The organism is Sinorhizobium fredii USDA 257, from assembly GCF_000265205.3.
Lineage (GTDB): Bacteria > Pseudomonadota > Alphaproteobacteria > Rhizobiales > Rhizobiaceae > Sinorhizobium > Sinorhizobium fredii_B.
Genome location: NC_018000.1, coordinates 883,761 through 906,927, shown reverse-complemented (window position 1 = coordinate 906,927; position 23,167 = coordinate 883,761). Strand labels below are relative to the sequence as shown.

Annotated in this window: 23 protein-coding genes; 12 read left to right on the top strand and 11 right to left on the bottom strand. The window is 63.2% G+C overall.

Translation table 11 applies throughout. From position 1 onward, the window contains the following. Positions 1-103: 103 nt before the first annotated feature. The 3 genes from USDA257_RS04225 to fabD form a co-directional block, all read right to left on the bottom strand. The gene (locus tag USDA257_RS04225; protein WP_003531676.1) at positions 104-340 is read right to left on the bottom strand and encodes an acyl carrier protein; all 237 of its coding nucleotides are present in this window, start codon (positions 338-340) and stop codon (positions 104-106) included. Between the two features lie 340 nt (positions 341-680). Then, positions 681-1,418 carry a 3-oxoacyl-[acyl-carrier-protein] reductase gene (fabG, locus tag USDA257_RS04220; RefSeq protein WP_014761645.1) on the bottom strand — a complete coding sequence of 246 codons (738 nt, stop codon included), beginning with the start codon at positions 1,416-1,418 and terminating at the stop codon, positions 681-683. Between the two features lie 38 nt (positions 1,419-1,456). Next, positions 1,457-2,401, bottom strand: a complete 945-nt coding sequence (fabD, locus tag USDA257_RS04215; protein WP_041414947.1) for an ACP S-malonyltransferase — start codon at positions 2,399-2,401, stop codon at positions 1,457-1,459. Between the two features lie 328 nt (positions 2,402-2,729). Between fabD and USDA257_RS04210 the strand changes: the two genes are divergently transcribed. Beyond that, the gene (locus tag USDA257_RS04210) at positions 2,730-3,773 is read left to right on the top strand and encodes an aldo/keto reductase (RefSeq protein ID WP_014761643.1); all 1,044 of its coding nucleotides are present in this window, start codon (positions 2,730-2,732) and stop codon (positions 3,771-3,773) included. Between the two features lie 32 nt (positions 3,774-3,805). Here the strand turns inward: USDA257_RS04210 and USDA257_RS04205 are convergent, their stop codons facing one another. Further along, a complete protein-coding gene (locus USDA257_RS04205; protein WP_014761642.1) occupies positions 3,806-4,138 on the bottom strand; it encodes a four-helix bundle copper-binding protein in 333 nt (110 codons plus the stop codon). 371 nt (positions 4,139-4,509) lie between these two features. Between USDA257_RS04205 and rpsF the strand changes: the two genes are divergently transcribed. From rpsF to USDA257_RS04180, 5 genes are all read left to right on the top strand, one after another. Then, positions 4,510-4,959, top strand: coding sequence for a 30S ribosomal protein S6 (gene rpsF / locus USDA257_RS04200; protein WP_014761641.1), 450 nt, complete (start codon positions 4,510-4,512; stop codon positions 4,957-4,959). A gap of 24 nt (positions 4,960-4,983) precedes the next feature. Continuing rightward, the gene (gene rpsR, locus USDA257_RS04195) at positions 4,984-5,232 is read left to right on the top strand and encodes a 30S ribosomal protein S18 (RefSeq protein ID WP_012707461.1); all 249 of its coding nucleotides are present in this window, start codon (positions 4,984-4,986) and stop codon (positions 5,230-5,232) included. Positions 5,233-5,421: 189 nt separating this feature from the next. Continuing rightward, positions 5,422-6,375 carry a membrane protein gene (locus USDA257_RS04190; protein ID WP_014761640.1) on the top strand — a complete coding sequence of 318 codons (954 nt, stop codon included), beginning with the start codon at positions 5,422-5,424 and terminating at the stop codon, positions 6,373-6,375. 35 nt (positions 6,376-6,410) lie between these two features. Then, positions 6,411-6,986, top strand: coding sequence for a 50S ribosomal protein L9 (rplI, locus tag USDA257_RS04185; RefSeq protein ID WP_014761639.1), 576 nt, complete (start codon positions 6,411-6,413; stop codon positions 6,984-6,986). 323 nt (positions 6,987-7,309) lie between these two features. Continuing rightward, complete coding sequence (locus tag USDA257_RS04180; protein ID WP_014761638.1) at positions 7,310-8,809, top strand: replicative DNA helicase; 1,500 nt, start codon at positions 7,310-7,312, stop codon at positions 8,807-8,809. Between the two features lie 33 nt (positions 8,810-8,842). Here USDA257_RS04180 and USDA257_RS04175 read toward each other — a convergent pair whose 3' ends face one another. From USDA257_RS04175 to USDA257_RS04165, 3 genes are all read right to left on the bottom strand, one after another. After that, positions 8,843-9,148, bottom strand: a complete 306-nt coding sequence (locus USDA257_RS04175; protein ID WP_014761637.1) for an AzlD family protein — start codon at positions 9,146-9,148, stop codon at positions 8,843-8,845. Then, positions 9,145-9,798: an AzlC family ABC transporter permease gene (locus USDA257_RS04170; RefSeq protein WP_048657448.1), complete on the bottom strand. Its 654-nt coding sequence runs from the start codon at positions 9,796-9,798 to the stop codon at positions 9,145-9,147. The genes USDA257_RS04175 and USDA257_RS04170 overlap by 4 nt, the downstream gene beginning before the upstream one ends. A 199-nt stretch (positions 9,799-9,997) precedes the next feature. After that, positions 9,998-10,855, bottom strand: coding sequence for an AraC family transcriptional regulator (locus USDA257_RS04165; RefSeq protein ID WP_014761635.1), 858 nt, complete (start codon positions 10,853-10,855; stop codon positions 9,998-10,000). Between the two features lie 139 nt (positions 10,856-10,994). Here USDA257_RS04165 and alr point away from each other — a divergent pair, with 139 nt between their 5' ends. From alr to USDA257_RS04140, 5 genes are all read left to right on the top strand, one after another. Further along, positions 10,995-12,134, top strand: coding sequence for an alanine racemase (alr, locus tag USDA257_RS04160; RefSeq protein WP_041413904.1), 1,140 nt, complete (start codon positions 10,995-10,997; stop codon positions 12,132-12,134). A 127-nt stretch (positions 12,135-12,261) separates the two neighbouring features. Continuing rightward, positions 12,262-13,665 (top strand): DNA repair protein RadA, encoded by a 1,404-nt coding sequence (gene radA, locus USDA257_RS04155; protein WP_014761633.1) that lies wholly within the window; start codon positions 12,262-12,264, stop codon positions 13,663-13,665. A 138-nt stretch (positions 13,666-13,803) separates the two neighbouring features. Further along, complete coding sequence (locus USDA257_RS04150) at positions 13,804-14,403, top strand: CvpA family protein (RefSeq protein ID WP_014761631.1); 600 nt, start codon at positions 13,804-13,806, stop codon at positions 14,401-14,403. A gap of 143 nt (positions 14,404-14,546) precedes the next feature. Then, entirely contained in the window at positions 14,547-16,037 is a 1,491-nt protein-coding gene (gene purF / locus USDA257_RS04145) for an amidophosphoribosyltransferase (RefSeq protein ID WP_041413903.1), read from the top strand. Between the two features lie 12 nt (positions 16,038-16,049). Then, positions 16,050-16,790, top strand: coding sequence for an SDR family NAD(P)-dependent oxidoreductase (locus tag USDA257_RS04140; protein ID WP_014761629.1), 741 nt, complete (start codon positions 16,050-16,052; stop codon positions 16,788-16,790). Between the two features lie 77 nt (positions 16,791-16,867). Here the strand turns inward: USDA257_RS04140 and USDA257_RS04135 are convergent, their stop codons facing one another. The 4 genes from USDA257_RS04135 to USDA257_RS04120 all read right to left on the bottom strand — a co-directional run bounded on the left by USDA257_RS04135 (position 16,868) and on the right by USDA257_RS04120 (position 22,307). Then, positions 16,868-17,722, bottom strand: coding sequence for a CDP-alcohol phosphatidyltransferase family protein (locus USDA257_RS04135; RefSeq protein ID WP_014761628.1), 855 nt, complete (start codon positions 17,720-17,722; stop codon positions 16,868-16,870). Between the two features lie 9 nt (positions 17,723-17,731). After that, positions 17,732-18,430, bottom strand: coding sequence for a phosphatidylserine decarboxylase (locus USDA257_RS04130; protein WP_014761627.1), 699 nt, complete (start codon positions 18,428-18,430; stop codon positions 17,732-17,734). A gap of 84 nt (positions 18,431-18,514) precedes the next feature. Continuing rightward, entirely contained in the window at positions 18,515-20,407 is a 1,893-nt protein-coding gene (locus USDA257_RS04125) for an ABCB family ABC transporter ATP-binding protein/permease (RefSeq protein ID WP_041413902.1), read from the bottom strand. A gap of 199 nt (positions 20,408-20,606) precedes the next feature. Further along, positions 20,607-22,307: a LysM peptidoglycan-binding domain-containing protein gene (locus USDA257_RS04120; RefSeq protein ID WP_014761625.1), complete on the bottom strand. Its 1,701-nt coding sequence runs from the start codon at positions 22,305-22,307 to the stop codon at positions 20,607-20,609. Positions 22,308-22,549: 242 nt separating this feature from the next. On the opposite strand from USDA257_RS04120, the gene USDA257_RS04115 reads away from it, so the two are divergent. After that, positions 22,550-23,167: an LOG family protein gene (locus USDA257_RS04115; protein WP_041414945.1), complete on the top strand. Its 618-nt coding sequence runs from the start codon at positions 22,550-22,552 to the stop codon at positions 23,165-23,167.

Sequence of the window (23,167 nt, the reverse complement as noted above, 5' to 3'; positions counted from 1 at the left end):
TTTGCTGATCGCGACCCGCAATTAAGGCGGGCCAGCCCACATCCCCCGGGCTGTACGGGCCGCGAGTTGCGGCCCGCCGGCGGCCTCGAGGCCGCAGCAACGATTAGGCCTGGGCCTTCTCGATGAACTTGACGGCGTCGCCGACGGTCAGGATCGAATCCGCCGCGTCGTCCGGGATCTCGACGCCGAATTCCTCTTCGAAAGCCATGACCAGTTCGACCGTGTCGAGCGAGTCCGCGCCGAGGTCATCGATGAAGCTTGCGCCTTCGCTCACTTTTTCGGCATCGACGCCAAGATGATCAATAACAATTTTCTTCACGCGTTCTGCGATATCGCTCATGTCGGAGTTCCTCGACCTTCGTTTTCTCTGCGGCGCCATTTTTGGCGCCGGTACTCATTCACGCCTGATAGACCAAGATGGCCCACCGAGCAATCCATTCAACCGAAAACCGCGGAAACCCGTGGCAGCAGAGGCTGCCGGACCACCTGGCCGGACCGGTCGACTGCGCACAGTCATGGCCCGATTAACACGGTTTAAGTCTGCCGCAAAGTCCGAAAATGCCCGACATTCGCTTGCTCAACATTGAATTTCAGGCATTTGGCATCCACGCGCAAAGGCGTTGCGCGAGCGTCCGGCGGCAGGTCGCGGGTTGCATCACCCGGCCGCCGAAAACCGCAGGTCAGATCATCGCCATGCCGCCATTGACGTGAATGGTCTGTCCGGTGACGTATCCCGCTTCGCTGGAAGCGAGATACGCGACGGCGGAGGCGACTTCGGCACCGCTTCCCATCCGGCGCATCGGGATCGCCGCCATGATGCCTTCCTTCTGCTTCTCGTTGAGCTTTCCCGTCATCGCACTTTCGATGAAGCCTGGGGCAACGCAGTTGACGGTGACGTTGCGGGTGGCGATTTCCTGGGCGAGCGACTTGGAGAAACCGATCATGCCAGCCTTCGACGCGCAGTAGTTGGCCTGGCCCGGATTGCCGGTCACGCCGACGACGGAGGTGATGTTGACGATGCGGCCGAAGCGCCGGCGCATCATCGGATGCGTCAGCTCACGGGTCAGCCGGAAGACGGCCGTTAGGTTGACCTCCAGGACATTGTCCCAGTCATCGTCGCTCATCCGGACGAAAAGGCCGTCCTTGGTGATGCCGGCGTTGTTGACGAGGATGTCCACGCCGCCGAGTTCGGTCTCCGCCTTCTCGCCGAGCGCCTTGACTTCGGCACGATCGGAAAGATTTGCCGGGAAGATCTGGACGCGCTCGCCAAGTGTATTGGCAAGTGCCTCGAGCTTCTCGACGCGGGTGCCGTGGAGGCCGACAATGGCCCCCTGGGCGTGCAGCATGCGGGCGATTTCCTCGCCGATGCCGCCGGATGCGCCGGTGACGAGAGCCTTGCGGCCGGAAAGATCGAACATGGATTTCTCCCTTAATAATGGGCGCTTGATTGGGGCGTTCAGGCCAGAAGGGCGGCAAGCGCCGCGTCGATATCGGCAGGGGTATTGACGGCAATGCCGTTGACGTTCTTGTCGATCCGTCGGGCGAGACCGGTCAGCACCTTGCCCGAACCGATCTCATAGAGAGTCGTCACATCATTGGCGGCGAACCACTGAACGGTTTCGCGCCAGCGCACCTGGCCAGTCACCTGCTCGACGAGCAATCTGACGATCTCGCCGGCGTCGCTCACCGGGGCGGCCAGGATGTTCGCGACGACCGGCACGACCGGATCACGCTTCTCGACAGTCGAAAGGGCTTCGCGCATGGCTTCAGCGGCAGGCGCCATCAGGGCGGAATGGAAGGGAGCCGAGACCGGCAGCATCAGGGCGCGCTTGGCGCCCCTTTCCGAAGCGAGTGCGGCGGCCTTTTCGACCGCCTGCTTCTCGCCCGAGATCACCAGCTGTCCGCCGCCGTTGTCGTTGGCGATCTGGCAGGCGCCGAGCGACGACGCTTCGCGACAGACCGCTTCGACATCGTCATGTTCCAGGCCGATGATCGCGGCCATCGCACCCTTGCCGACCGGGACGGCCGCCTGCATCGCATTGCCGCGAATGCGGAGCAGCCGAGCCGTATCGCCGAGCGAAAAGGTTCCGGCGGCACAGAGCGCCGAATACTCGCCGAGCGAATGACCGGCGACGAAGGAGATCTTGCTCCTGAGATCGAGCCCCTGCGATTCGAGCACCCGGATCACTGCCATGGAAACCGCCATCAGCGCCGGTTGGGCGTTCGCCGTGAGCGTCAGAGTTTCCTCCGGTCCGTTCCACATGATGTCGGAAAGCTTCTCGCCGAGCGCGTCATCGACCTCGGCGAAGACGGCAGCGGCCTCCGGAAACGCTTCGGCCAGGTCCTTGCCCATGCCGACAGCCTGGCTGCCCTGACCGGGGAACGTGAATGCAATGTTCATCAGGAGTGCCCTTCCCTGGATCTCGACCGGCGATTTTCGGCCCATCGCTATCTGCTCTCTTGGTATCCGAGCGAATGCGGGCGCTGACCGCCAACTTTCTTACTCCACCCGTCTTTTCCTCTCCATTCACATTCCTGAACGGCGAGTCAAGCGCGCAGGCCCGTTCGTTGCGGGCTTTTGCCCTTGATCTTCGTCAACCAACGCTTAAGTTTGCCCCGCATGGCCGCACCGGCTCGATATTCTCGAGGTTGCGGCATCACCCCATTCGAGGGCAGCGCGCCTTTTCCTCCCGCCGGCGCGCGTTCGCCAGCACAAGGAACGTCATTTCATGCGCTACAACACGCTTGGCCGCACCGGCATCCAGGTTTCCGAAATCTGCCTCGGCACCATGACCTGGGGCTCCCAGAATACGCCGATCGAAGCCCACGGGCAGCTCGACTACGCAGTCGAACGGGGCGTCAACTTCATCGACACCGCCGAACTTTACCCGACGACGCCGCTGTCGGCCGAAACCTACGGGAATACCGAGCGCATCATCGGCGACTGGCTGGCAGGGCGTCGCCGGCGCGACGACGTGGTGCTTGCCACCAAGGTCGCCGGCTCCGGCCGTCCCTATATCCGCAACGGCGGACCGATGACAGCGGAGGGAATCGAAGAAGCCCTCGATGCCAGCCTCAAGCGGCTGAAGACCGACTATGTCGACCTCTACCAGCTTCACTGGCCCAACCGGGGCCACTACCACTTCCGCAACGCCTGGTCCTACGACCCGTCGCGGCAGGACAAAGAGCATGTCGCCGCCGATCTGACGGCCATTCTCGACAAGCTCGGCGATCTCGTGAAGGCCGGCAAGATCCGCGCCATCGGGCTTTCGAACGAAACCGCCTGGGGCGCGATGAAGATGCTCGACCTGTCGGAGAGGCACAGCTTGCCGCGCGTCGCGACAATCCAGAACGAGTACAATCTGCTTTACCGCACCTACGACCTCGATCTCGCCGAACTGTCGCATCACGAAGACGTCGGGCTGCTTGCCTATTCGCCGTTGGCGGCCGGCCTGTTGACAGGAAAATATCTCAACGGAGCAAAACCTCTCGGGTCGCGCCTGTCGATCAACGGCGATCTCGGCGGCCGCTTCACACCGCACCAGGAGCCGGCGGTCGCCGCCTATGTGGCGCTTGCGCGCGAGCATGGCCTCGACCCTGCGCAGATGGCGCTCGCCTTTTGCCTGACGCGCCCCTTCATGGCTTCCGTCATCATCGGCGCAACATCGATCCCGCAGTTGAAGACTGATATCAGCGCCGCTGACATCGCGCTCCCGCAGGACGTGCTGAACGGCATCCGGCGTCTGCATCGACTCTATCCGGCGCCGATCTGAGCGCCGTTCCGCTGGACGCTGCAAATGCCGCCTCAGGCTGCCATCTGACGGCAGCTTATGGCGCAGCGCTGGCAGGCGTCGACGCATTCGGCCATGTCGCCGATGCGTTCGCAGTCAGCCGCGCATTCGCTGCAAATCTCTGCGCATTCGCTGCAGACGTGCCGGTGATGGGGCGTTCCGATCAGCATGAAATGCGCTGTGGTCCGGCAAATCTCGGCGCAGGCCATCATCAGCCGGAAATGATGTGGCTCCGTGTGCCTGCCGCCCGCCTCCAGACAATGACTCATTGCCGTCGAAAGACAGGCCCGGTAGCAGGCCAGGCAGTTTTCTATGCACTCCTGCATCTTCGGATCGATATGGTGCATTGTCTTCTCCTGCAGTTTCCCGACTGCGGGCCAACAAGGAAGAACAGCGTTTGTTCCGCAACTTGGCGCTGCGGGCATCTCCCCGCTTCGGGGGCCGGCGGACGATCTTCCAATCGCGCCTTGCATTTCGCCCGAAAATCCGTATAAGCGCGCTGTTCGAAACGCCCGGTCTTCTGGCTGGTGGCTGAACGGAGGGCCGGCTTCCATCCCGGAGGCCGCCAGGAACGACTAGCTGTTCCGGCCTCCCGTGTCTCCGCTCTCGACCGTCTCGATACAACACTTTCTTGCCGGCTCTCTGCAGCCAATAAGAACAGTCGTTGAGGCTTAGCCGCCAAGGTCCGGGCTGATTAACGCAAGAAAGGCAAGCCACAATGGCTCTTTATGAACACGTATTCCTCGCCCGGCAGGATATCACGCCGCAGCAGGTCGATGCCCTGGTCGAACAGTACAAGGGTGTCATCGAAGCAAACGGCGGCAAGCTCGGCCGTGTCGAGAACTGGGGCCTGAAGTCCCTCACCTACCGCATCAAGAAGAACCGCAAGGCTCACTACGTCCTCATGGACATCGATGCTCCGGCACCGGCAGTCCACGAAGTCGAGCGCCAGATGCGCATCAACGAAGACGTCCTGCGCTACATGACGATCGCCGTCGAGAAGCACGAGGAAGGTCCGTCCGCGATGATGCAGAAGCGCGATCGCGACGATCGTCCGCGCCGCGACGGCGACCGTCCGGACCGTGGTGGTTTCGGCGACCGTGGTCCGCGTCCGGACCGTGGCGACCGCGACGACCGTCCGCGCCGCCCGCGCGAAGACCGCGCGTAACCCGAAGCCTAGGAGATAAAGACAATGGCTGAAGTTTCTTCCGCTCCGGTACGCCGCCCGTTCCACCGTCGCCGCAAGACCTGCCCCTTCTCGGGCGCAAACGCTCCGCGGATCGACTACAAGGACGTTCGCCTCCTGCAGCGCTACATTTCCGAGCGCGGCAAGATCGTTCCTTCCCGCATCACGGCCGTTTCCCAGAAGAAGCAGCGCGAACTCGCCCAGGCGATCAAGCGTGCACGCTTCCTCGGCCTGCTGCCCTACGTCGTATCGTAAGGCTGACTTTCCGTTGGTCACCTGACCCAACGGTAACCGACTCTGCGTCGAGGCGCTTCCTTCGGGTGAGCGCCTTGATGCCTCCCTTCCGCGGTGGGCGCGGATCGGAACCGGCGCGGAAAGCGCCAAATCCCATGTTGGGGCAGGCAAGAGCGCGCCCCTAACTGCGTTTAGAGCAGGACAGCGAACGTGCAGACCTGGAACAGGACATCGCTGATCACCGGCGCGCTTGCCGGTATTACCGCCGCCCTTCTTTCGATGGGCGCGAATACGCAGTCGTCCCTTGCAATCGTGCTCTATGCCGCTTCCGCACTGCCGATCCTGATCGCCGGGCTCGGTTGGGGCAATGCCGCCGCGATCACCGCGATCATCGCGGCGGGCGTGACGGCGGCAGGCCTGATTTCGCCCTATTTTGCGTTGCTCATCCTTGTCGTCACGCTCGTCCCGGCCGGCTGGCTCAGCCACCTCGCCAATCTTGCGCGGCCGGCCCCGGAACTCGGCGGTCCCGAGGGGGCCCTCGCCTGGTATCCGCTCTCCGACATCCTCGGCCACCTCGCCGGGCTCGTTACCCTCGGCATGGTCATCGTCGCCACCATCGTCGGATATGATTCAGGCGTCTCCGACCTGATGGTCGACACCATCGTCGAGGCGGTGAAGGCGCAGGAACCGCTCTATAGTCCCGACGCAGCCGCAATTGCCCAGCTCAAGTCGATGTTCACGCTCGCCCTGCCGCTTGTGCAGGGCGCGATCTGGGTGGTCATGCTCTTTGCCGCCTATTATGTCGCGACCCTGATCGTGCAGATGTCGGGAAGATCCGTCCGGCCGCGCGAAGACATCCCCTCTTCCCTCAGGATGCATCGCAACGCCATCTTCGTCTTCCTCGCCGGCCTGATCCTTACCTTCCTGGGCGGTGCGCCGGCGGCAATCGGCGCCCTCGTCTGCGGGACATTCGGGGCGGGGTTCCTGCTCTCGGGCTTCGCTTCCTTCCATTTCCGCACGCGCGGCAAGTCCTGGCGGCTTCCCGTGCTGTGGATCGCCTATCTGTCGGTACTCGTCTTCACGATCCCGGCGGTCTTCTTCCTCCTGACCGGACTGACCGACACGCGACGCACCATCGCGGTCACGCCGACGGGAAAAAGCTAACCAACGAACAATGCCAAACTGAAAGGATATTCAACATGGAAGTCATTCTCCTCGAACGCATCGCCAAGCTCGGCCAGATGGGCGAAACCGTAAAGGTCCGCGACGGCTTTGCCCGTAACTACCTGCTGCCGCTCGGCAAGGCGCTGCGCGCCAACGCGGGCAACAAGGCCCGTTTCGAATCCGAGCGCGCAACGCTCGAAGCCCGCAACCTCGAGCGCAAGTCGGAAGCCCAGAAGGTGGCCGAGAAGCTCGACGGCAAGTCCTTCGTGATCGTCCGCTCCGCCGGCGAAACCGGCCAGCTTTACGGCTCGGTCGCCGCTCGCGACATCGTTGACGTGCTGGCTGCCGAAGGCTTCAACATCAACCGCAACCAGGTCAACCTCAACCAGCCGATCAAAGCGATCGGCGTTCACAAAGTGACGCTGCACCTGCACGGAGAAGTCGACGTGGTCATCCAGATCAACGTCGCCCGTTCGGCCGAAGAGGCTGAGCGCCAGGCCAAGGGCGAAAGCCTGACCTCCGCCGAGGCGATCTACGGCGTCGACGAAGACGCCCTGAAGCCGGAAGACTTCTTCAACCCGGAAGCCGAATTCGCGTCCGAAGAAGAATAAGCTTCAGCGACAGAGTGAACGAAAAGCCCGGTTCCCCGCGATCCGGGCTTTTCTTTTGCCGCCACGACAGGAGCGGGGCTATTGGCGGACGACGCGGGAAAACGAATCAGATAGATTTGCGGCAGCCTTCGGCCTCAGCGCAATGCCCTGGCGTGGCATGTTTCGGGTCTAGCCGCGCCCCCTGTGAATCAGTGTGAACAACCGCGAAAAAACACCGACGGAGCCACAACCTCCGGCACTGTTGCACGGCTACACTAGACTTGGCGGAGGGCAGGCAGCAAACCGATTGGCTCACGGAATTCAGAGGCGGACACGGACTTACCATGAACGACGCAGCGCGAAAGCTCGCTCCCTTGCTCAAGGATCAGGCGGACCAGCATTATCGCGAGGCGCCGAACAACCTGGAAGCCGAACAGGCGCTGCTCGGCGCCATCCTGGTCAATAACGACGCCTTTTACCGCGTATCCGACTTCCTCAAGCCGGTGCATCTTTACGAGCCGCTGCATCGCAAGATCTTCGAGGTCGCCGGCGAGATCATCCGCATGGGCAAGACCGCCAACCCGGTGACGGTCAAGACCTTCCTCAAGGCCGACGACAAGGTGGGCGATCTGACGGTCGCGCAATATCTCGCGCGTCTTGCGGCGGAGGCCGTTTCGATCATCAACGCGGAGGATTACGGCCGGGCGATCTACGACCTGGCGCTGCGCCGCTCGCTGATCACCATCGGCGAGGACATGGTCAACATCGCCTTTGACGCGCCGCTCGACATGCCGCCGCAGAACCAGATCGAGGACGCCGAACGGCGCCTCTTCGAACTCGCGGAGACCGGCCGCTACGACGGCGGCTTTCAATCTTTCAACGACGCCGTGGCGCTCGCCATCGACATGGCCGGACAGGCCTTCGAACGCGACGGGCACCTCTCCGGCATCTCCACCGGCATCCATTCACTCGATGGTAAGATGGGTGGTCTGCAGCGCTCGGACCTGATCATCCTCGCGGGGCGTCCGGGCATGGGCAAGACGTCGCTTGCGACCAACATCGCTTACAACATCGCCGCCTCCTACGAGCCGGAAGTGCAGCCCGACGGCTCCTTCAAGGCGAGGAACGGCGGCGTAGTCGGCTTCTATTCGCTCGAAATGTCGTCCGAACAGCTGGCCACCCGTATCATCTCCGAGCAGACCGAAGTGTCCTCCTCGAAGATCCGCCGCGGCGATATTTCGGAGGCCGATTTCGAGAAGCTCGTCGCCTGCTCGCAGATGATGCAGAAGGTGCCGCTTTTCATCGACCAGACCGGCGGCATCTCGATCGCGCAGCTGGCGGCGCGTGCCCGCCGCCTGAAGCGCCAGCGCGGTCTCGACGTGCTCGTCGTCGACTACGTCCAGCTGATGAGCGGCTCGAAGAAATCGAGCGAAAACCGCGTGCAGGAGATCACCGAGATCACCACCGGCCTCAAGGCGCTCGGCAAGGAACTCAACGTACCGATCATCGCGCTGTCTCAGCTGTCGCGCGCGGTCGAAAGCCGCGAAGACAAGCGTCCGCAGCTCTCCGACCTGCGTGAATCGGGCTCGATCGAGCAGGACGCCGACGTGGTGCTCTTCGTGTTCCGCGAGGAATACTATGTGAAAAACATGGAACCGCGCGACGAGCTCGATCCGAAATACGACGAGTGGAAAATGCAGATGGAGCGGGTGAAGGGGACGGCCGATGTGATCATCGCCAAGCAGCGTCACGGACCGACCGGCACCGTGAAGCTCGCCTTCCAGTCGGAATTCACGCGCTTCTCGGACCTCGCCGATCCGTCATTCACCCAGTACGAGCACTGAGCCGGGCGCGTCGACGTCGCCCGACAGCAATCTTCACATCCCGATCAGCACCCTGGCGACGGCGACGACAAAGACGCCGATCGCCACCGCTGCGAGCAACGGCAGTCGCATTGCGGCGAATGCCGTGGCAAGGGTTGCGAGGGTCTCGGCTGGCCCGGTGACGAGCGCCGTCGGGGCGATGACTGCCATCAGCACGGCAGGCGGGATCGCCTCCAAGGCACGCTTCTGCTGTGGGCCGATGGCGACGAAGCGGATGAGGACAAGCCCAGCAATGCGAGTCAGCACCGTGGCGGCGGCCATCGCGACAATGGCGAGGAAGGTATTCGGATCGAGCGTCATGCGCAGGCCTCCTGACGTCGGCTTGTGACGAGCGTTGCAGCGACGCCGGCGGCGGCACCGGCCGCGATGTACCAGACGCCGGGCAGAAGCTGATGGGCAAGCACCGCCGCCGCAGCGCTGGCGGCCAGCACTGCGCCAGTCTCTCGCCCTTTCCAGAATCCCATCACCAGGACGGTGAAGACGGCCGGAAACGCGAAATCCAGGCCGATCGCCTTAGGGTCACCGAGGAAGGCGCCAGCGGCGGCGCCCGCGAGGCTCGCCAAAACCCATACACAATAGAACGGCACGGCAAGGCCCGCATACCAGGCGGGCGTGAGCCGCGTCTTGCCGGCACGAACCTCGGCCATCGCCCAGATTTCGTCGGCGAGCAGCAGCATCGCGGCGTATTTCGCCGGGCCGGAGAAAGCCGGCATCTTCGTGCCGATCGAAGCGCTCATCAGCACGTGGCGGATGTTGACGAGCAGGGCAGAAAAGGCGAGCGCGCCCCAGGGGGCCGGATGCGTCCAGATGTCCATGGCGACGAACTGCGACCCGCCGGCAAAGACGAGGATGCTCATCAGCGTCGCTTCGAGGCTGCTCAGGCCCTTGCTTGCGGCAACGGCACCGAAGACCAGGCCGATCGGGATCACGGCGACGATCAAGGGCGCCATCGCCCTCATGCCGCCAAGAAACTCCTGAGATATCCCTACCCTTTTCACGTCTACGATCTCCGTCCTTGTTTCGCGGAGAGTCATAGAAGGACCGCAGCGGCAGGTCTTGAACGAAAGTGATCTAGCGTCAGGGCCCTAATGCCTGACGCCCAAACGTTTGCAGCGGTTTTGGGATGACGACATGCATGAAGATAACGACTTACCCGCCGCGGAAGGCCCCCGGCGTCACGCCGGTGCGCGCCTTGAAATGGCGGGTGAAGTGTGCCTGATCCGCGAAGCCGCAATGGTAGGCCGTATCGACCGCCGACCACCCCCGACGCAAGAGCGTCCTTGCCTCGCGCACCCGCTTGTCGGTCAGGAAGGCATGTGGGGTAATATGAAACTCCTTGCGGAAAGCCCGGATCAGATGGGCGCGGCTGAGGCCGGCTACTTTCGCAAGCTCTTCGAGCCCGATGTCGCTTGAATAGTTTTCGAGGAGATAGTCGCGGGCGCGGTGCACCGCGGAACTCTCGCGCGTGCGGACCGGAACGATGATCGCGCTGCCATGCCGCTCAAACAGCGTCGCCAGGAAACCGAACATGCCTTCGTCCGCCTCGAGCGCTCCCGTTTTTCCTTCAAGCATCTGATGGGCCCGTCGGAAGGCGGCTGCGAGCTCCGTGTCCGTCTGCCACTGCCGCAAAAAGCAGGGCGTGCCGCGGAAGGGACGGCCGGTGACATCCTCGAGAACTTCGACGAAGAGCTCGACGGACGGATAGATCATCCGGTAGCGATAGCCGTCACTGCCCGGATGCCCATCGTGGGTCTCGTCGGGATTGATCAGATAGAGATCCCCCGGGCCGGTCTGCGAACGTTCGCCCTTGATGGTGCTGATCTGCGAGCCCGCCTCGATGGCGCCGATACTGAAGGTGTCATGGGCGTGGGGGGCGAACTCATGTGTGATGAATGTCGCGCTCAGACACTCCATGCCCTTGAACCGCGCATCCCGCCAGAAACGGGTTTGCTCGGCGCCCGCGAGCGGCATGGCCTCAATGGCCTCTTTCTGGGAGATCGTATGCATCGACCAATCCTAACGGTGCCACGATTTTTCGTCTTGCATAAAAGTGCTCACCATATCGGGGAGCCCGGTGCCGAAGCCGTTTGCGGCATCGGGCGCATGGATGTATTGCTCAAGGTATCGCCCATGCAAGAGCTCGCCCATGCACAGCCCCGAATTCCTCGCTGCCTCAAACCGGCTTACCATCGACCTCACGGCTCTCGCCGACAATTGGCGGGCGATGAACGAGCGCTCGGGCAAGGCCCGGGCCGCCGCCGTCCTCAAGGCCAATGCCTATGGGATCGGCGTCGCGCATGCGGCACCGGCTCTCTGCGCGGCTGGTGCGCGCGATTTCTTCGTCGCCGATGCTGAGGAAGGCGCCGAGCTCCGCCCGCTTCTTCCCGATGCCCGCATCTACATTCTCGCCGGCATGTGGCCCGGCAATGAGGAACTTTTCTTCGCCAACGACCTCGTGCCGATCATCAACTCGGAGGAGCAGCTTGCCGTCTTCATGGCGACGCTTTCCGAGCGGGGCGAGCATCCTTGCGTTCTCCATGTCGATACCGGCATGAACCGCTTGGGGCTATCCGTCGAGGAGGCCATTGCGCTCGCTCACGATCCCGCACGCCCGGCGAGCTTTTCGCCCGTATTGGTGATGAGTCATCTCGCTTGCGGCGACGATCCGAAGCATCCGATGAATCTCTATCAGCTCCAGCGCTTTCGCGAGGTGACGGCAGCCTTCGAGGGCGTGCCCGCAAGCCTTGCGAATTCCGGCGGCGTTTTTCTCGGCGAGGACTACCATTTCGACCTTACCCGCCCCGGCATCGCGGTCTATGGCGGTGAGGCGGTGAACGACGCCATCAATCCGATGAAGCCGGTCGTCACCGCGGAAGCCCGCATTCTGCAACTGCGCACGGTCCCCTCGGGCGGGACGGCAAGCTACGGCGCTTCGGCGCGATTCACCCGTGACAGCCGCATCGCGACCGTCGCGATCGGCTATGCCGACGGCTATCATCGTTCAGTGTCGGGCGGCGGGGTGACGCTGAGGCAGGCAATGCCGTCGGGAGCTTTTGGCTTCCTGCATGGCAGGAAGGTCCCGCATGTCGGCCGGGTGACGATGGACCTCAGCCTGTTCGATGTCACCGACCTTCCGGAGCGGGCCGTGCGGGCCGGCGACTATATCGAGCTTTTCGGCCGCAACGTCGCCATCGACGATGTCGCGCGGGCCGGCGGCACGATTGGCTACGAGTTGCTGACGAGCCTCGGACACCGCTATTGCCGAACCTATGCCGGCGGCGCCTGAGCGTCGTTTTGGCCGGCGTCGAAATTCACCCTTTCAATCGGCATTCCACGTCATTATGTGACCGCTCACAGTGATTCTCCCGAGGCAGGCGGGCCTGCCTGTTGCAACTTGCCGAAAGCTGATCCCGATGGCGAAAACGCGCACCCAGTTCGTCTGCCAGAATTGCGGCACCCTGCACTCCCGGTGGGTCGGCAAATGCGACGGATGCGGCGAGTGGAACACGATCATCGAGGAGGACCCGACGGGCGGCATCGGCGGCGGTCCGACGCGGGCGCCGAAAAAGGGACGGCCGGTGGCGCTCACGACGCTTTCCGGCGACATCGAGGACGCGCCGCGCATTGAGACGGGCATCTCCGAGCTCGACCGCGCGACGGGCGGCGGCTTCGTACGCGGCTCGGCGCTGCTCGTCGGCGGAGATCCCGGCATCGGCAAATCGACCGTGCTGATGCAGGCGGCGGCAGCCCTTTCGCGCCGCAAGCATCGGGTGATCTACGTATCGGGCGAAGAAGCGGTGGCCCAGGTGCGCCTTCGCGCGCAACGGCTAGGCGCCGCCGACAGCGACGTGCTTCTCGCGGCCGAGACCAATGTGGAAGACATCCTGGCCACCCTTTCGGAGGGCAAGCGCCCGGATCTGGTGATCATCGATTCGATCCAGACGCTCTGGAGCGACACCGCAGATTCCGCTCCCGGGACGGTAACGCAGGTGCGCACCGGCGTGCAGGCGATGATCCGCTTCGCCAAGCAGACGGGCACGGCCGTGGTGCTCGTCGGCCATGTCACCAAGGAAGGGCAGATCGCCGGTCCGCGCGTCGTCGAGCACATGGTCGACGCCGTCCTCTATTTCGAGGGCGACCGCGGCCATCACTATCGCATCCTCCGGACCGTGAAGAACCGCTTCGGGCCGACCGACGAAATCGGCGTTTTCGAGATGTCGGATCGGGGCCTGCGCGAAGTTGCCAACCCCTCCGAGCTCTTCCTCGGGGAGCGCAACGAGAAATCGCCCGGTGCCGCCGTCTTCGCCGGCATGGAAGGAACCCGGCCGCTGCTCGTCGAGGTGCAGGCGCTGGTCGCACCGACCTCGCTCGGTACGCCGCGGCGGGCGGTCGTCGGCTGGGATTCGGCGCGGCTGTCGATGATCCTCGCCGTGCTGGAGGCCCATTGCGGCATCCGGCTCGGCCAGCACGACGTCTATCTGAATGTCGCCGGCGGATACCGGATTTCCGAACCGGCGGCCGATCTTGCCGTCGCGTCCGCACTGGTTTCGTCGCTCGCCGGGCTTGCTCTTCCGGCCGATTGCGTCTATTTCGGCGAAGTAAGCTTGTCGGGCGCTGTCCGGCCGGTTTCGCATACCGCTCAACGTCTCAAAGAAGCCGAGAAGCTCGGTTTCTCCCAGGCCGTATTGCCGTCCGCAACAGCCGACCTGCCGAGGAACGGCAATGGCCGGCGGAGCGAGATGGAAAGCCTGCCGGATCTGGTGGCGCGCATCGCGGGATCGCGACATGCCCTGCAGCAGGCGGACGAGGCGGAATGAAGCATCGAGCCACCGAAGCGCACCTCCGGTGCGGTATGGCGATAGCGGTGGAAAGACGGCCTGAGCGCGTGCGGACAGAGCCAGCGGCGGATAAGCTTTGTAAGACCCGAGTCAAGACGGGGTCGGAGTAAGGACAACATGCCCATTACAATTCTCGACGGTATCGTTCTCGGCGTCGCACTGTTTTCGGCCATCCTCGCGATGGTGCGTGGCTTCTCGCGCGAGGTGCTTTCGGTCGCGAGCTGGGTCGGCGCGGCGGCGGCGGCCTACTTCCTCTATCCGTACCTGCTGCCCTATGCCAAGCAATACACCACCAATGACACGGTCGCGATGATCGGCTCGGCGGCCGTGATCTTCCTGGTGGCGCTGATCATCATTTCCTTCATCACCATGCGGATCGCCGATTTCATCATCGACAGCCGCATCGGCGCACTCGACCGCACGCTTGGCTTCCTCTTCGGTGCCGCGCGCGGCATCCTGCTCGTCGTCGTCGCCATGCTGTTCTTCAACTGGCTGGTGGCGCCGCCGCAGCAGCCGATCTGGGTCACCCAGGCGAAATCGAAGCCGCTGCTCGACAATCTCGGCGACAAGCTGGTCGCGCTGCTGCCGGAAGAGGCGGACGCAACCATTCTCGATCGCCTGCGCGGCAAGGACGCGACGGGCGAAGGCGAAAGCGATGCCCCGCCAGCCGCCACCGATCAGTCGCCCGCCGAGGATGCGCCGGCGACGAACGGCTAAGAAACGATGAAATTTGCAACAAAGCCCGCTGTGCGGGCTTTGTCCATTTGGAATAACGCTTGCCAGTCATTTCGGCTAAGATTGCTTGACGTCTGGCAGCCTGATCACGATATGCGCACCGGCACGGAGCAAAGGCGACTGTGATGACCGATCTCAGATCCACTGAAATCCACGACGAAATTGATGGCGACACCCTGCACGAGGAGTGCGGCGTGTTCGGCATACTCGGTCATCCGGATGCAGCCACCTTGACGGCACTTGGGCTGCACGCCCTCCAGCATCGCGGCCAGGAAGCGGCCGGTATCGTCACCTTCGACGGCAAGCAGTTCTATACCGAAAAGCGCATGGGTCTCGTCGGAGACCACTATACCGACCCCGCCACACTGGCGAAGCTGCCCGGCTTTGTTTCCATCGGGCATACGCGCTACTCGACGACTGGCGAGGTGGCACTGCGCAACGTCCAGCCACTTTTTGCCGAGCTCGAAGTCGGCGGCATCGCTATCGCCCATAACGGCAACTTCACCAATGGCCTGACGCTCCGCCGCCAGTTGATTGCCGACGGCGCTATCTGTCAGTCGACCTCGGATACCGAAGTCGTCCTTCACCTCATCGCCCGCTCCAAGCAGGCGTCCTCCTCCGATCGCTTCATCGACGCCATCCGCCAGATGGAAGGCGGCTATTCAATGCTGGCGATGACGCGAACCAAGTTGATCGCCGCGCGCGACCCGATGGGTATCCGCCCGCTCGTCATGGGCGAACTCGACGGCAAGCCGATCTTCTGTTCGGAAACCTGCGCGCTCGACATCATTGGCGCCAAGTACATCCGGGATATCGAGAACGGTGAAGTGGTCATTTGCGAAATCCAGCCGGACGGCTCGATCGCGATCGACGCGCGCAAACCGGAATCACCGCGGCCCGAACGACTCTGCCTCTTCGAATATGTCTACTTCGCCCGCCCCGATTCAGTCGTCGGCGGTCGCAGCGTCTATGTGGCGCGCAAGAACATGGGCGTCAATCTCGCCAAGGAATCGCCCATCGAGGCGGATGTTGTCGTTCCCGTGCCCGACGGCGGCACTCCGGCCGCGCTTGGCTACGCACAGCAGAGCGGCATTCCCTTCGAATACGGCATCATCCGCAACCACTATGTCGGACGGACCTTCATCGAGCCGACGCAGCAGATCCGCGCCTTCGGCGTCAAACTGAAGCATTCGGCCAACCGCGCCATGATCAAAGACAAGCGCGTGGTACTCGTCGACGATTCGATCGTGCGCGGGACGACGTCGGTCAAGATCGTCCAGATGATCCGCGAGGCCGGTGCACGCGAAGTGCATATCCGCGTCGCGAGCCCGATGATCTTCCATCCGGATTTCTACGGCATCGATACGCCGGATCGCGACAAGCTGCTCGCCAACCAGCATGCCGATCTCGCCTCGATGTGCCGCTTCATCGGTGCGGATTCGCTCGAGTTCCTTTCGATCGACGGTCTTTACCGGGCCGTCGGCGGCGTTCCGCGCGATCCGCAGGCGCCCCAATTCACCGATCATTACTTCACCGGCGATTATCCGACGCGCCTGCTCGACCAGGAAGGCGCGAGCAACGTCCGCAAACTTTCGGTTCTTGCCAGCAACGGATAACCAGACAACACAATGACGCCCAATCTGAAAGACCGGATCGCCGTCGTCACCGGCGCATCGCGCGGTATCGGCTACTTCACCGCTCTCGAACTCGCCAAGGCCGGCGCGCATGTCATCGCCTGCGCCCGTACCGTCGGCGGCCTTGAGGAACTGGATGACGCCATCAAGGCGGTTGGCGGATCGGCGACGCTCGTCCCCTTCGACCTTGCCGACATGGCTGCAATCGACAAGCTCGGCGGCGCCGTCAACGAACGCTGGGGCAAGCTCGACATCCTGGTCGCCAATGCCGGTGTGCTCGGCACGATCTCCCCGATCGGCCATGTGGAAGCCAAGGTCTTCGAAAAAGTGATGACGATCAACGTCGCCGCAACCTGGCGCCTGATCCGCTCGCTCGAGCCGCTGCTTGTCAAGTCAGATGCCGGTCGCGCGCTCATCCTCTCCTCAAGTGCTGCGCACAAGTGCAAACCCTTCTGGGGGCCCTACTCCGCCTCCAAGGCCGCCGTCGAGGCGCTGGCGCGCACTTGGGCGCACGAGACGCAACGCCTGCCGCTACGCATCCTCAGCGTCGATCCGGGTGCGACGCGGACCGCTATGCGTGCCCAGGCCGTGCCGGGCGAGGATCCCGCCACCGTGCCTCATCCCTCCGAGGTCGCGGCCGCGCTGATGCCCTTGCTTGGTCCCGAACAGACCGAAACCGGCAAGCTCTTCATCGTCCGGGAAAAGAAGATCGTCGACTACCGCATGCCGGAATAATCAGGTTCTGCGGGTTGTCCCATAAAGAAGCCATCGCGGTATCCGCGGTGGCTTTTTCCTTGGTGCTGCTTTTGCAGTCAGTCGCTGTCGCCCGGTAGGCCGTCGCCCCCCTGGCCGGCGGGCCAGTCGCCATATTTCCGCTGCCAGGAGCGGGCGCCGAAAGGCAGCGTAAGCAGATAGCCCACTGCCGTCACGACCATCGTCTCCCAGGTGTAGGTCATCAGCGTTGCGACATAGAGGACGACGATCAGGATGGCGGGGAGCACCAGGTCGCGACGCACGCGATTCTCGGATTTGCCGGACCAGACCGGCAGGCGGCTGACCAGCAGGAAGGCGATCAGCAAGGTATAGACCGCCGCTATCAAGGCGAAGATCCTGCCGGGCGCTAGCCCGAGGAGACCGATATACACCGGCAGCAGCACCAGCATGGCGCCGGCCGGCGCCGGAACGCCGACGAAATATTCCGACTGCCAGGCCGCCTTGACGGGACGCTCGGCCATGACGTTGAAGCGGGCGAGACGCAAGCCGACCGCGATCGCATAGATGAGCGCCGCGATCCAGCCGACGGAGCGCGCCTGGTCGAGTAGGAAGGCATAAAGGACAAGGGCCGGGGCAACGCCGAAATTGATGATATCGGCAAGCGAGTCCATCTGGACTCCGAAGCTCGACGTCGCCTTGAGCAGCCGCGCCACGCGCCCGTCGATGCCATCCAGAAAGGCTGCAAACAACACCATTGCGACGGCGAGTTCGAAGCGATTCTCGAACGCAAGGCGAATGCCGGATAGGCCGGCACAAATCGCCAGAACGGTGATGGTGTTGGGGACCATCAAGCGCAGCGGGATTTCCCGCAGCCGTGGGCCACGCGCCTTTTCATGCGCGTCGTTCGTGTCGATCGCCGCTTCAGCCGAATCTTCCTGCCGGGGATTTTCCATGACCGTTCCTCACGCGCGTCGGCTGATGACCGGCCCCTTCGACGAGCCGAATTCGGCGATCACGGTCTCGCCGGCAATGGCCTTCTGGTCGAGACTGACGCGCGGCTGCGCGCCGTCCGGCAGAAACACGTCGACGCGCGAGCCGAACCGGATAAGACCGAAGCGCTCGCCGCCTTCCAACGAAGCGTTCTCCGTCGTCCAGCAGAGGATGCGTCGCGCCACCAAGCCGGCGATCTGCACGACACCGACGGCGCCGTGGCTCGTTTCGACAACAAGTCCGTTGCGTTCGTTATCCAGGCTCGCCTTGTCGAGTTCGGCATTCAGGAAGCTGCCGGCCCGATAGGCGATGCGCCGGACGGTGCCGCTCATCGGCGCGCGGTTCACATGGCAATCGAAGACATTCATGAACACGGAAATGCGCAGCATCGGTTCCGAGCCGAGACCCAGTTCTTCCGGCGGAACGACGGTGGCGATCGACGAGACGCGTCCGTCGGCCGGGCTGATGACGAGATCGTCGTCGATCGGCGTCATGCGCTCCGGATCGCGAAAGAAATAGGCGCACCAGGCGGTCAAGAGGAAGCCGATCCACATCAGCGGCTCCCAAAGGAAACCAAGGATCAGGGAAACCACGAAGAAGATCGCAATGAAGCGATAACCTTCCTTGTGCACCGGGACCAGCGCGTTGCGGACCGTTTCGACCAAGCTCATCAACTTACTCCAGATGTGACGCGGAACGTGAACTAGCGCGAATTCGAGGGCCCGGCAACGGCGAACGGCTAAATGCCGGTTACGTCACGCTGCTGGAGCGCCGCGGTCGACGATACCGAGATCGTCGCGCTCGCGCACCCGCTTCAATTGCTCCTCCGCTTGTGTTGCCTCGCGCTGACGGCTCCACATGGAGGCGTAGAGGCCATCACGGTCGATCAATTCGGCATGCGTGCCGCGCTCGGCAATGACGCCGTCCTTGAGAACGATGATCTCATCGGCGTTGATGACGGTCGACAGACGATGCGCGATCACGAGCGTGGTGCGGTTGCGCGACACGACGTCGAGGGCCGCCTGGATTTCCTGCTCCGTCTTCGTGTCGAGCGCGGAGGTCGCCTCGTCGAGGATAAGGATCGGCGGTGCCTTAAGAATCGTACGTGCTATCGCAACGCGCTGTTTCTCGCCGCCCGAGAGCTTCAACCCTCGCTCGCCGACCATCGCTCGATAACCCTCCGGCAGGCCGCGGATGAAGTCGGCGATCTGTGCGGCTTCCGCGGCCGCCTCGACCTCAAATTCCGAGGCTTCGACGCGGCCGTAGCGGATGTTGTAGGCGATCGTGTCGTTGAAGAGCACCGTGTCCTGGGGGACCATGCCGATCGCGGCGCGGAGACTCTTCTGAGTAACGCCGCGCACGTCCTGACCGTCGACCGTGATCGATCCCCGCTGAACGTCGTAGAAGCGGTAGAGCAGCCGCGACAGGGTGGACTTTCCGGCGCCGGACGGGCCGACAACTGCGACCGTCTTGCCGGCGGGCACCTCGAAGGAAATTCCCTTGAGAATCGGACGGGCTGGATCATAGGCGAAATACACGTCCTTGAAGGCGACCGCGCCGCGCCCGATGTCGAGTTCCTTCGCATTCGGCCGGTCGACCACCTCCGCCTGAACGTCGAGAAGATCAAACATATTTTCGATATCCGTCAGCCCCTGACGGATCTCGCGATAGACGAAACCGATGAAGTTCAGCGGAATCGCAAGCTGGATCAGCATCGCGTTGATGAAGACGAAGTCGCCGATGGTCTGCTCGCCGCTCCTCACGGCGAGCGCCGAAATCGTCATCATCACGGCCGTGCCAGCCCCGAATATCAGCGCCTGGCCGAAGTTCAGCCAGCCGAGCGAGGTCCAGACTTGAGTGGCAGCGCGTTCGTAGCGCTCCATCGACTTGTCGAAGCGCTTCGCCTCCATTTCTTCATTGCCGAAATATTTGACGGTCTCGAAGTTGAGCAGCGAATCGATTGCCTTGGTGTTCGCATCGGTGTCGCTGTCGTTCATCGAACGGCGAATGGCGATCCGCCAGTCGCTGGCGCGTACGGTGAACCAGATGTACAGCCAGACGGTGATAGCGGTGATGAGGAGATAGCTGAAGCCGTAGCCCCACCAGAAGATCACCGCCGTCAGCAGAAACTCGATCAATGTCGGGACGCTGTTCAGGATCGTGAAGCGAACGATCGTCTCGATGCCCTTGGTGCCCCGCTCGATGATGCGCGAGAGCCCGCCCGTGCGCCGCTCCAGGTGGAAGCGCAGCGACAGCTGATGCATGTGGACGAAGGTCCTGTAGGCAAGCTGCCGCACGGCGTGCTGGCCGACCCTCGCAAAAAGGGCATCGCGCAATTGATTGAGGCCGGACTGCAGCAGGCGCGCCAGATTGTAGGCGAGCACCAGCATGACGGCTCCGGTCAGGAATTGCGGCAAGAAGCCGAGCGCGTCCGGCTTGTTGTTCAGCGCATCCGTCGCCCATTTGAAGAAATAAGGAACCAGGACGAGGACAATTTTGGCGGCGACAAGGATGATGGTCGCCCAAATGACGCGAAGCTTGAGATCGGGACGCTCGGCCGGCCACATATAGGGCCAGAGATTGGCGATCGTACCCACTGGATTGGCGGCATCGGCGGAAATCGTTTTCTTCTGCTTCTGGGGTGCCACGTGTCTGCTTCCAATGCTTCTCAGAATCGCGGCGATGCCGAACGCACGCGACTCCACCGTCAACCGAGAGGCCGGGTACCGTGTCCGCGATCCCGTTGCAACTCAATGAAAAGCGGCGTCCGTGACGGACGCCGCCTGTCCTTACAGATAGGTCTACAACTGCACCACCGCAATGGAACTGCGGTTGGAGCAGCGATGATTATTCGCGCCTTACGCGCTTGCGATGCATCTCGCGCGATTCCTCATCGGAGAGAGTCTCGTTCGGAACCCCGAACACCTGACCAGGACGGATCAGGTCGGGATTGTCGATCGCTTCGCGATTGGCGAGATAGATCGTCGTGTAACGCACGCCCGCACCATAGACCCGACGCGAAATCTGCCAGAGCGTGTCGCCGCGGCGGATGATCACCGATTCCTTGCTTTGCTTGAGCGGCGGTTGCTCGATCGTTGCAGGCTGCGCGCCAGCCGTTGGCGATGCAGCGATCTCACCGCTCGACGACTGAGTTGCGGCATTCGTCGCGCTCTCGGGTTCCGGCGCGTCGCTCGCCGAGGTCTGGGGCTTGGCAGAGGCCGCAACCGCAGTCCCGCCCGCCTGTCGCGGCAAGGCGGCTCCGACGACCCCATCAACCTTGCTCAGCGTAGCGGCGACGCTTGCCGGGTCCTGCGGCGAATTCCTCAGAAGCTTCAAGGCCTCGGCGGCTGCCTTCGAAGCCTCGGCCGCCGCTGCCGCCTGCGCCGCGCCGGAACTGTCGGCCGGCTTGAACTCGGAAAGCGACTTGAGCGCAAACTCCGTTGCCGAACGAGCCGCGGCAAGCTGCTCGGCGGAGGGCTGCTTGCCATCGGCGAAGAGGCCCTTCAACAGGACAAGCGCCTTGCCGGCCTCCGTCCTCAGCCCGTCGAGGCCAGGGGTAGCGGAGTCCGCAGAGGAGCCGGCAATCGCAGCGACCTGTGCGCCGGCCGGCCTGTCGAAAGGCACCGAGGCGCGCATCGCCACCTTGGCGGCGTCCTCACTCATCATGTCTGCACGGATGATGTGGCTGCCGACCGCGAGGTCAATCGAACCATCGACGACGAAATGCCCCTTGTCGTCCGCCTTCATCTCACCAACGAGCTTGTCGTCGGCATAGATACGCACCAGCGCTCCGGGTTTCGCATTGCCGGCAACGAATATCTTCCTGCCTTCGATCTCGACGGCCGTCACCTGCAGCCCCGGCACGATATTGGAGGCGGCCGGCGTCGCGAGCGCCGCCTCCGGCGCGCCGTTCTGCGTGGCGGGTGCGGCGGCAGTCTCGGTCGGCTTGGCCTTCGGCGTGGTGATCAGCCGGCTCGCCTCGCCCGGCTTGGAGACCATGGCCAGCAGTTGCCCACCCGGCTCCTTCGGCACGGAAATGGTCGCAACCTCTTCCGAGATCTTGCTGACGCCGTCGGCGCCGACACTCCTGAGCGTCAGCTGGTGGTCGCCGGCGGCAAGCGGCTTGTCGAACACGGCGGCAAAGTCCCCGGCGGCGCCGACATCGGCCGTACCGACAACCATATCGCCGCTCAGAATTTCGAGCTTCGTGCCCGGCTGGGCACGACCGGCGACGACGGTCGAGCCGTCCGGCTCGACGCGAAGAAGATCAAAGCCTGGAACGGTCAAGTCGGTAGCCGCACCGGGAGCAGTGCCGGCAACCGTCCCAGCCGCCTGCTCCGTGGTCGTGCTTTGCGCGGTGCTCGAAGCGTCTCCGACCTTGGCGGCCGGCGCCGACCCTGCGGTCTCACTGCCGTCTGCCGTGGGTTGCGCGGTCTGCGCCTTGTCATCATCATTCAGATCGAGGTTCGGCTGAACCACGAAGACCATCAATGCAGTCGCAATCGCCAGCACACCGAGGGCCACCCAGCTGGCCTTGTTCTTAATCATGCCACTCTCCACAGGAGCGGAACGGTGCTCCGCACATGCCCCTTTATCGGCTCACAACCTGCAAGCCTTTGACACATTATAGCGCAACGGCGATCGGCCGTCCGAATTCTTCAATGTAATGCGGAAATTGCTAACGTTTCCTGTAGTTAAGCACAAGCTTCGACTGCTCCGGCAAGCACCGGCACGACAGGTTTTCGCGCATTTTCCTTGACCGGTGCTGCGCTGCAATGTCTTTTGCCTTCATGAGCGAGCATGATATTCCGATTCGATCCGTCTGCGTCTATTGCGGTTCACAGCCCGGACGCGACCCCGCACATATCGAGGCGGGGCGTCTTCTCGGCAAATCGATTGCCGATCATGGCCTGCAGCTCGTCTATGGCGGCGGCACGCGCGGCATCATGGGTGCAGTGGCGAGCGGCGTGCTTTCGGCCGGCGGTCACGTCACCGGCATCATTCCCGAATTCCTGATGGACAAGGAAGCGACCCGCCACTCGCTCGGGCAGCTCAACGAGCTCATCGTTACCGGCGACATGCACGAGCGCAAGCACACGATGTTCGAGCGCGCCGACGCCTTCGTAGCGCTGCCCGGCGGCATAGGCACGCTCGAGGAGATCGTCGAGATCATGACCTGGGCGCAGCTCGGCCGTCACCGCAAGCCGATGGTGTTCGGCAATATCAACGGTTTCTGGGCGCCGATGCTCGAACTCATGCAGCACATGCGCGAGCAAGGCTTCGTCCACACGGCCCACCTGGTTCAGCCGCTGGTGATCGACCGGGCCGAGGACATCGTCCCCGGCATTCTGGCTTCCGCCGCCGTGAATGGTCGCGAGGGCGAAACCGAGATCATCTCCAAGCTTTGA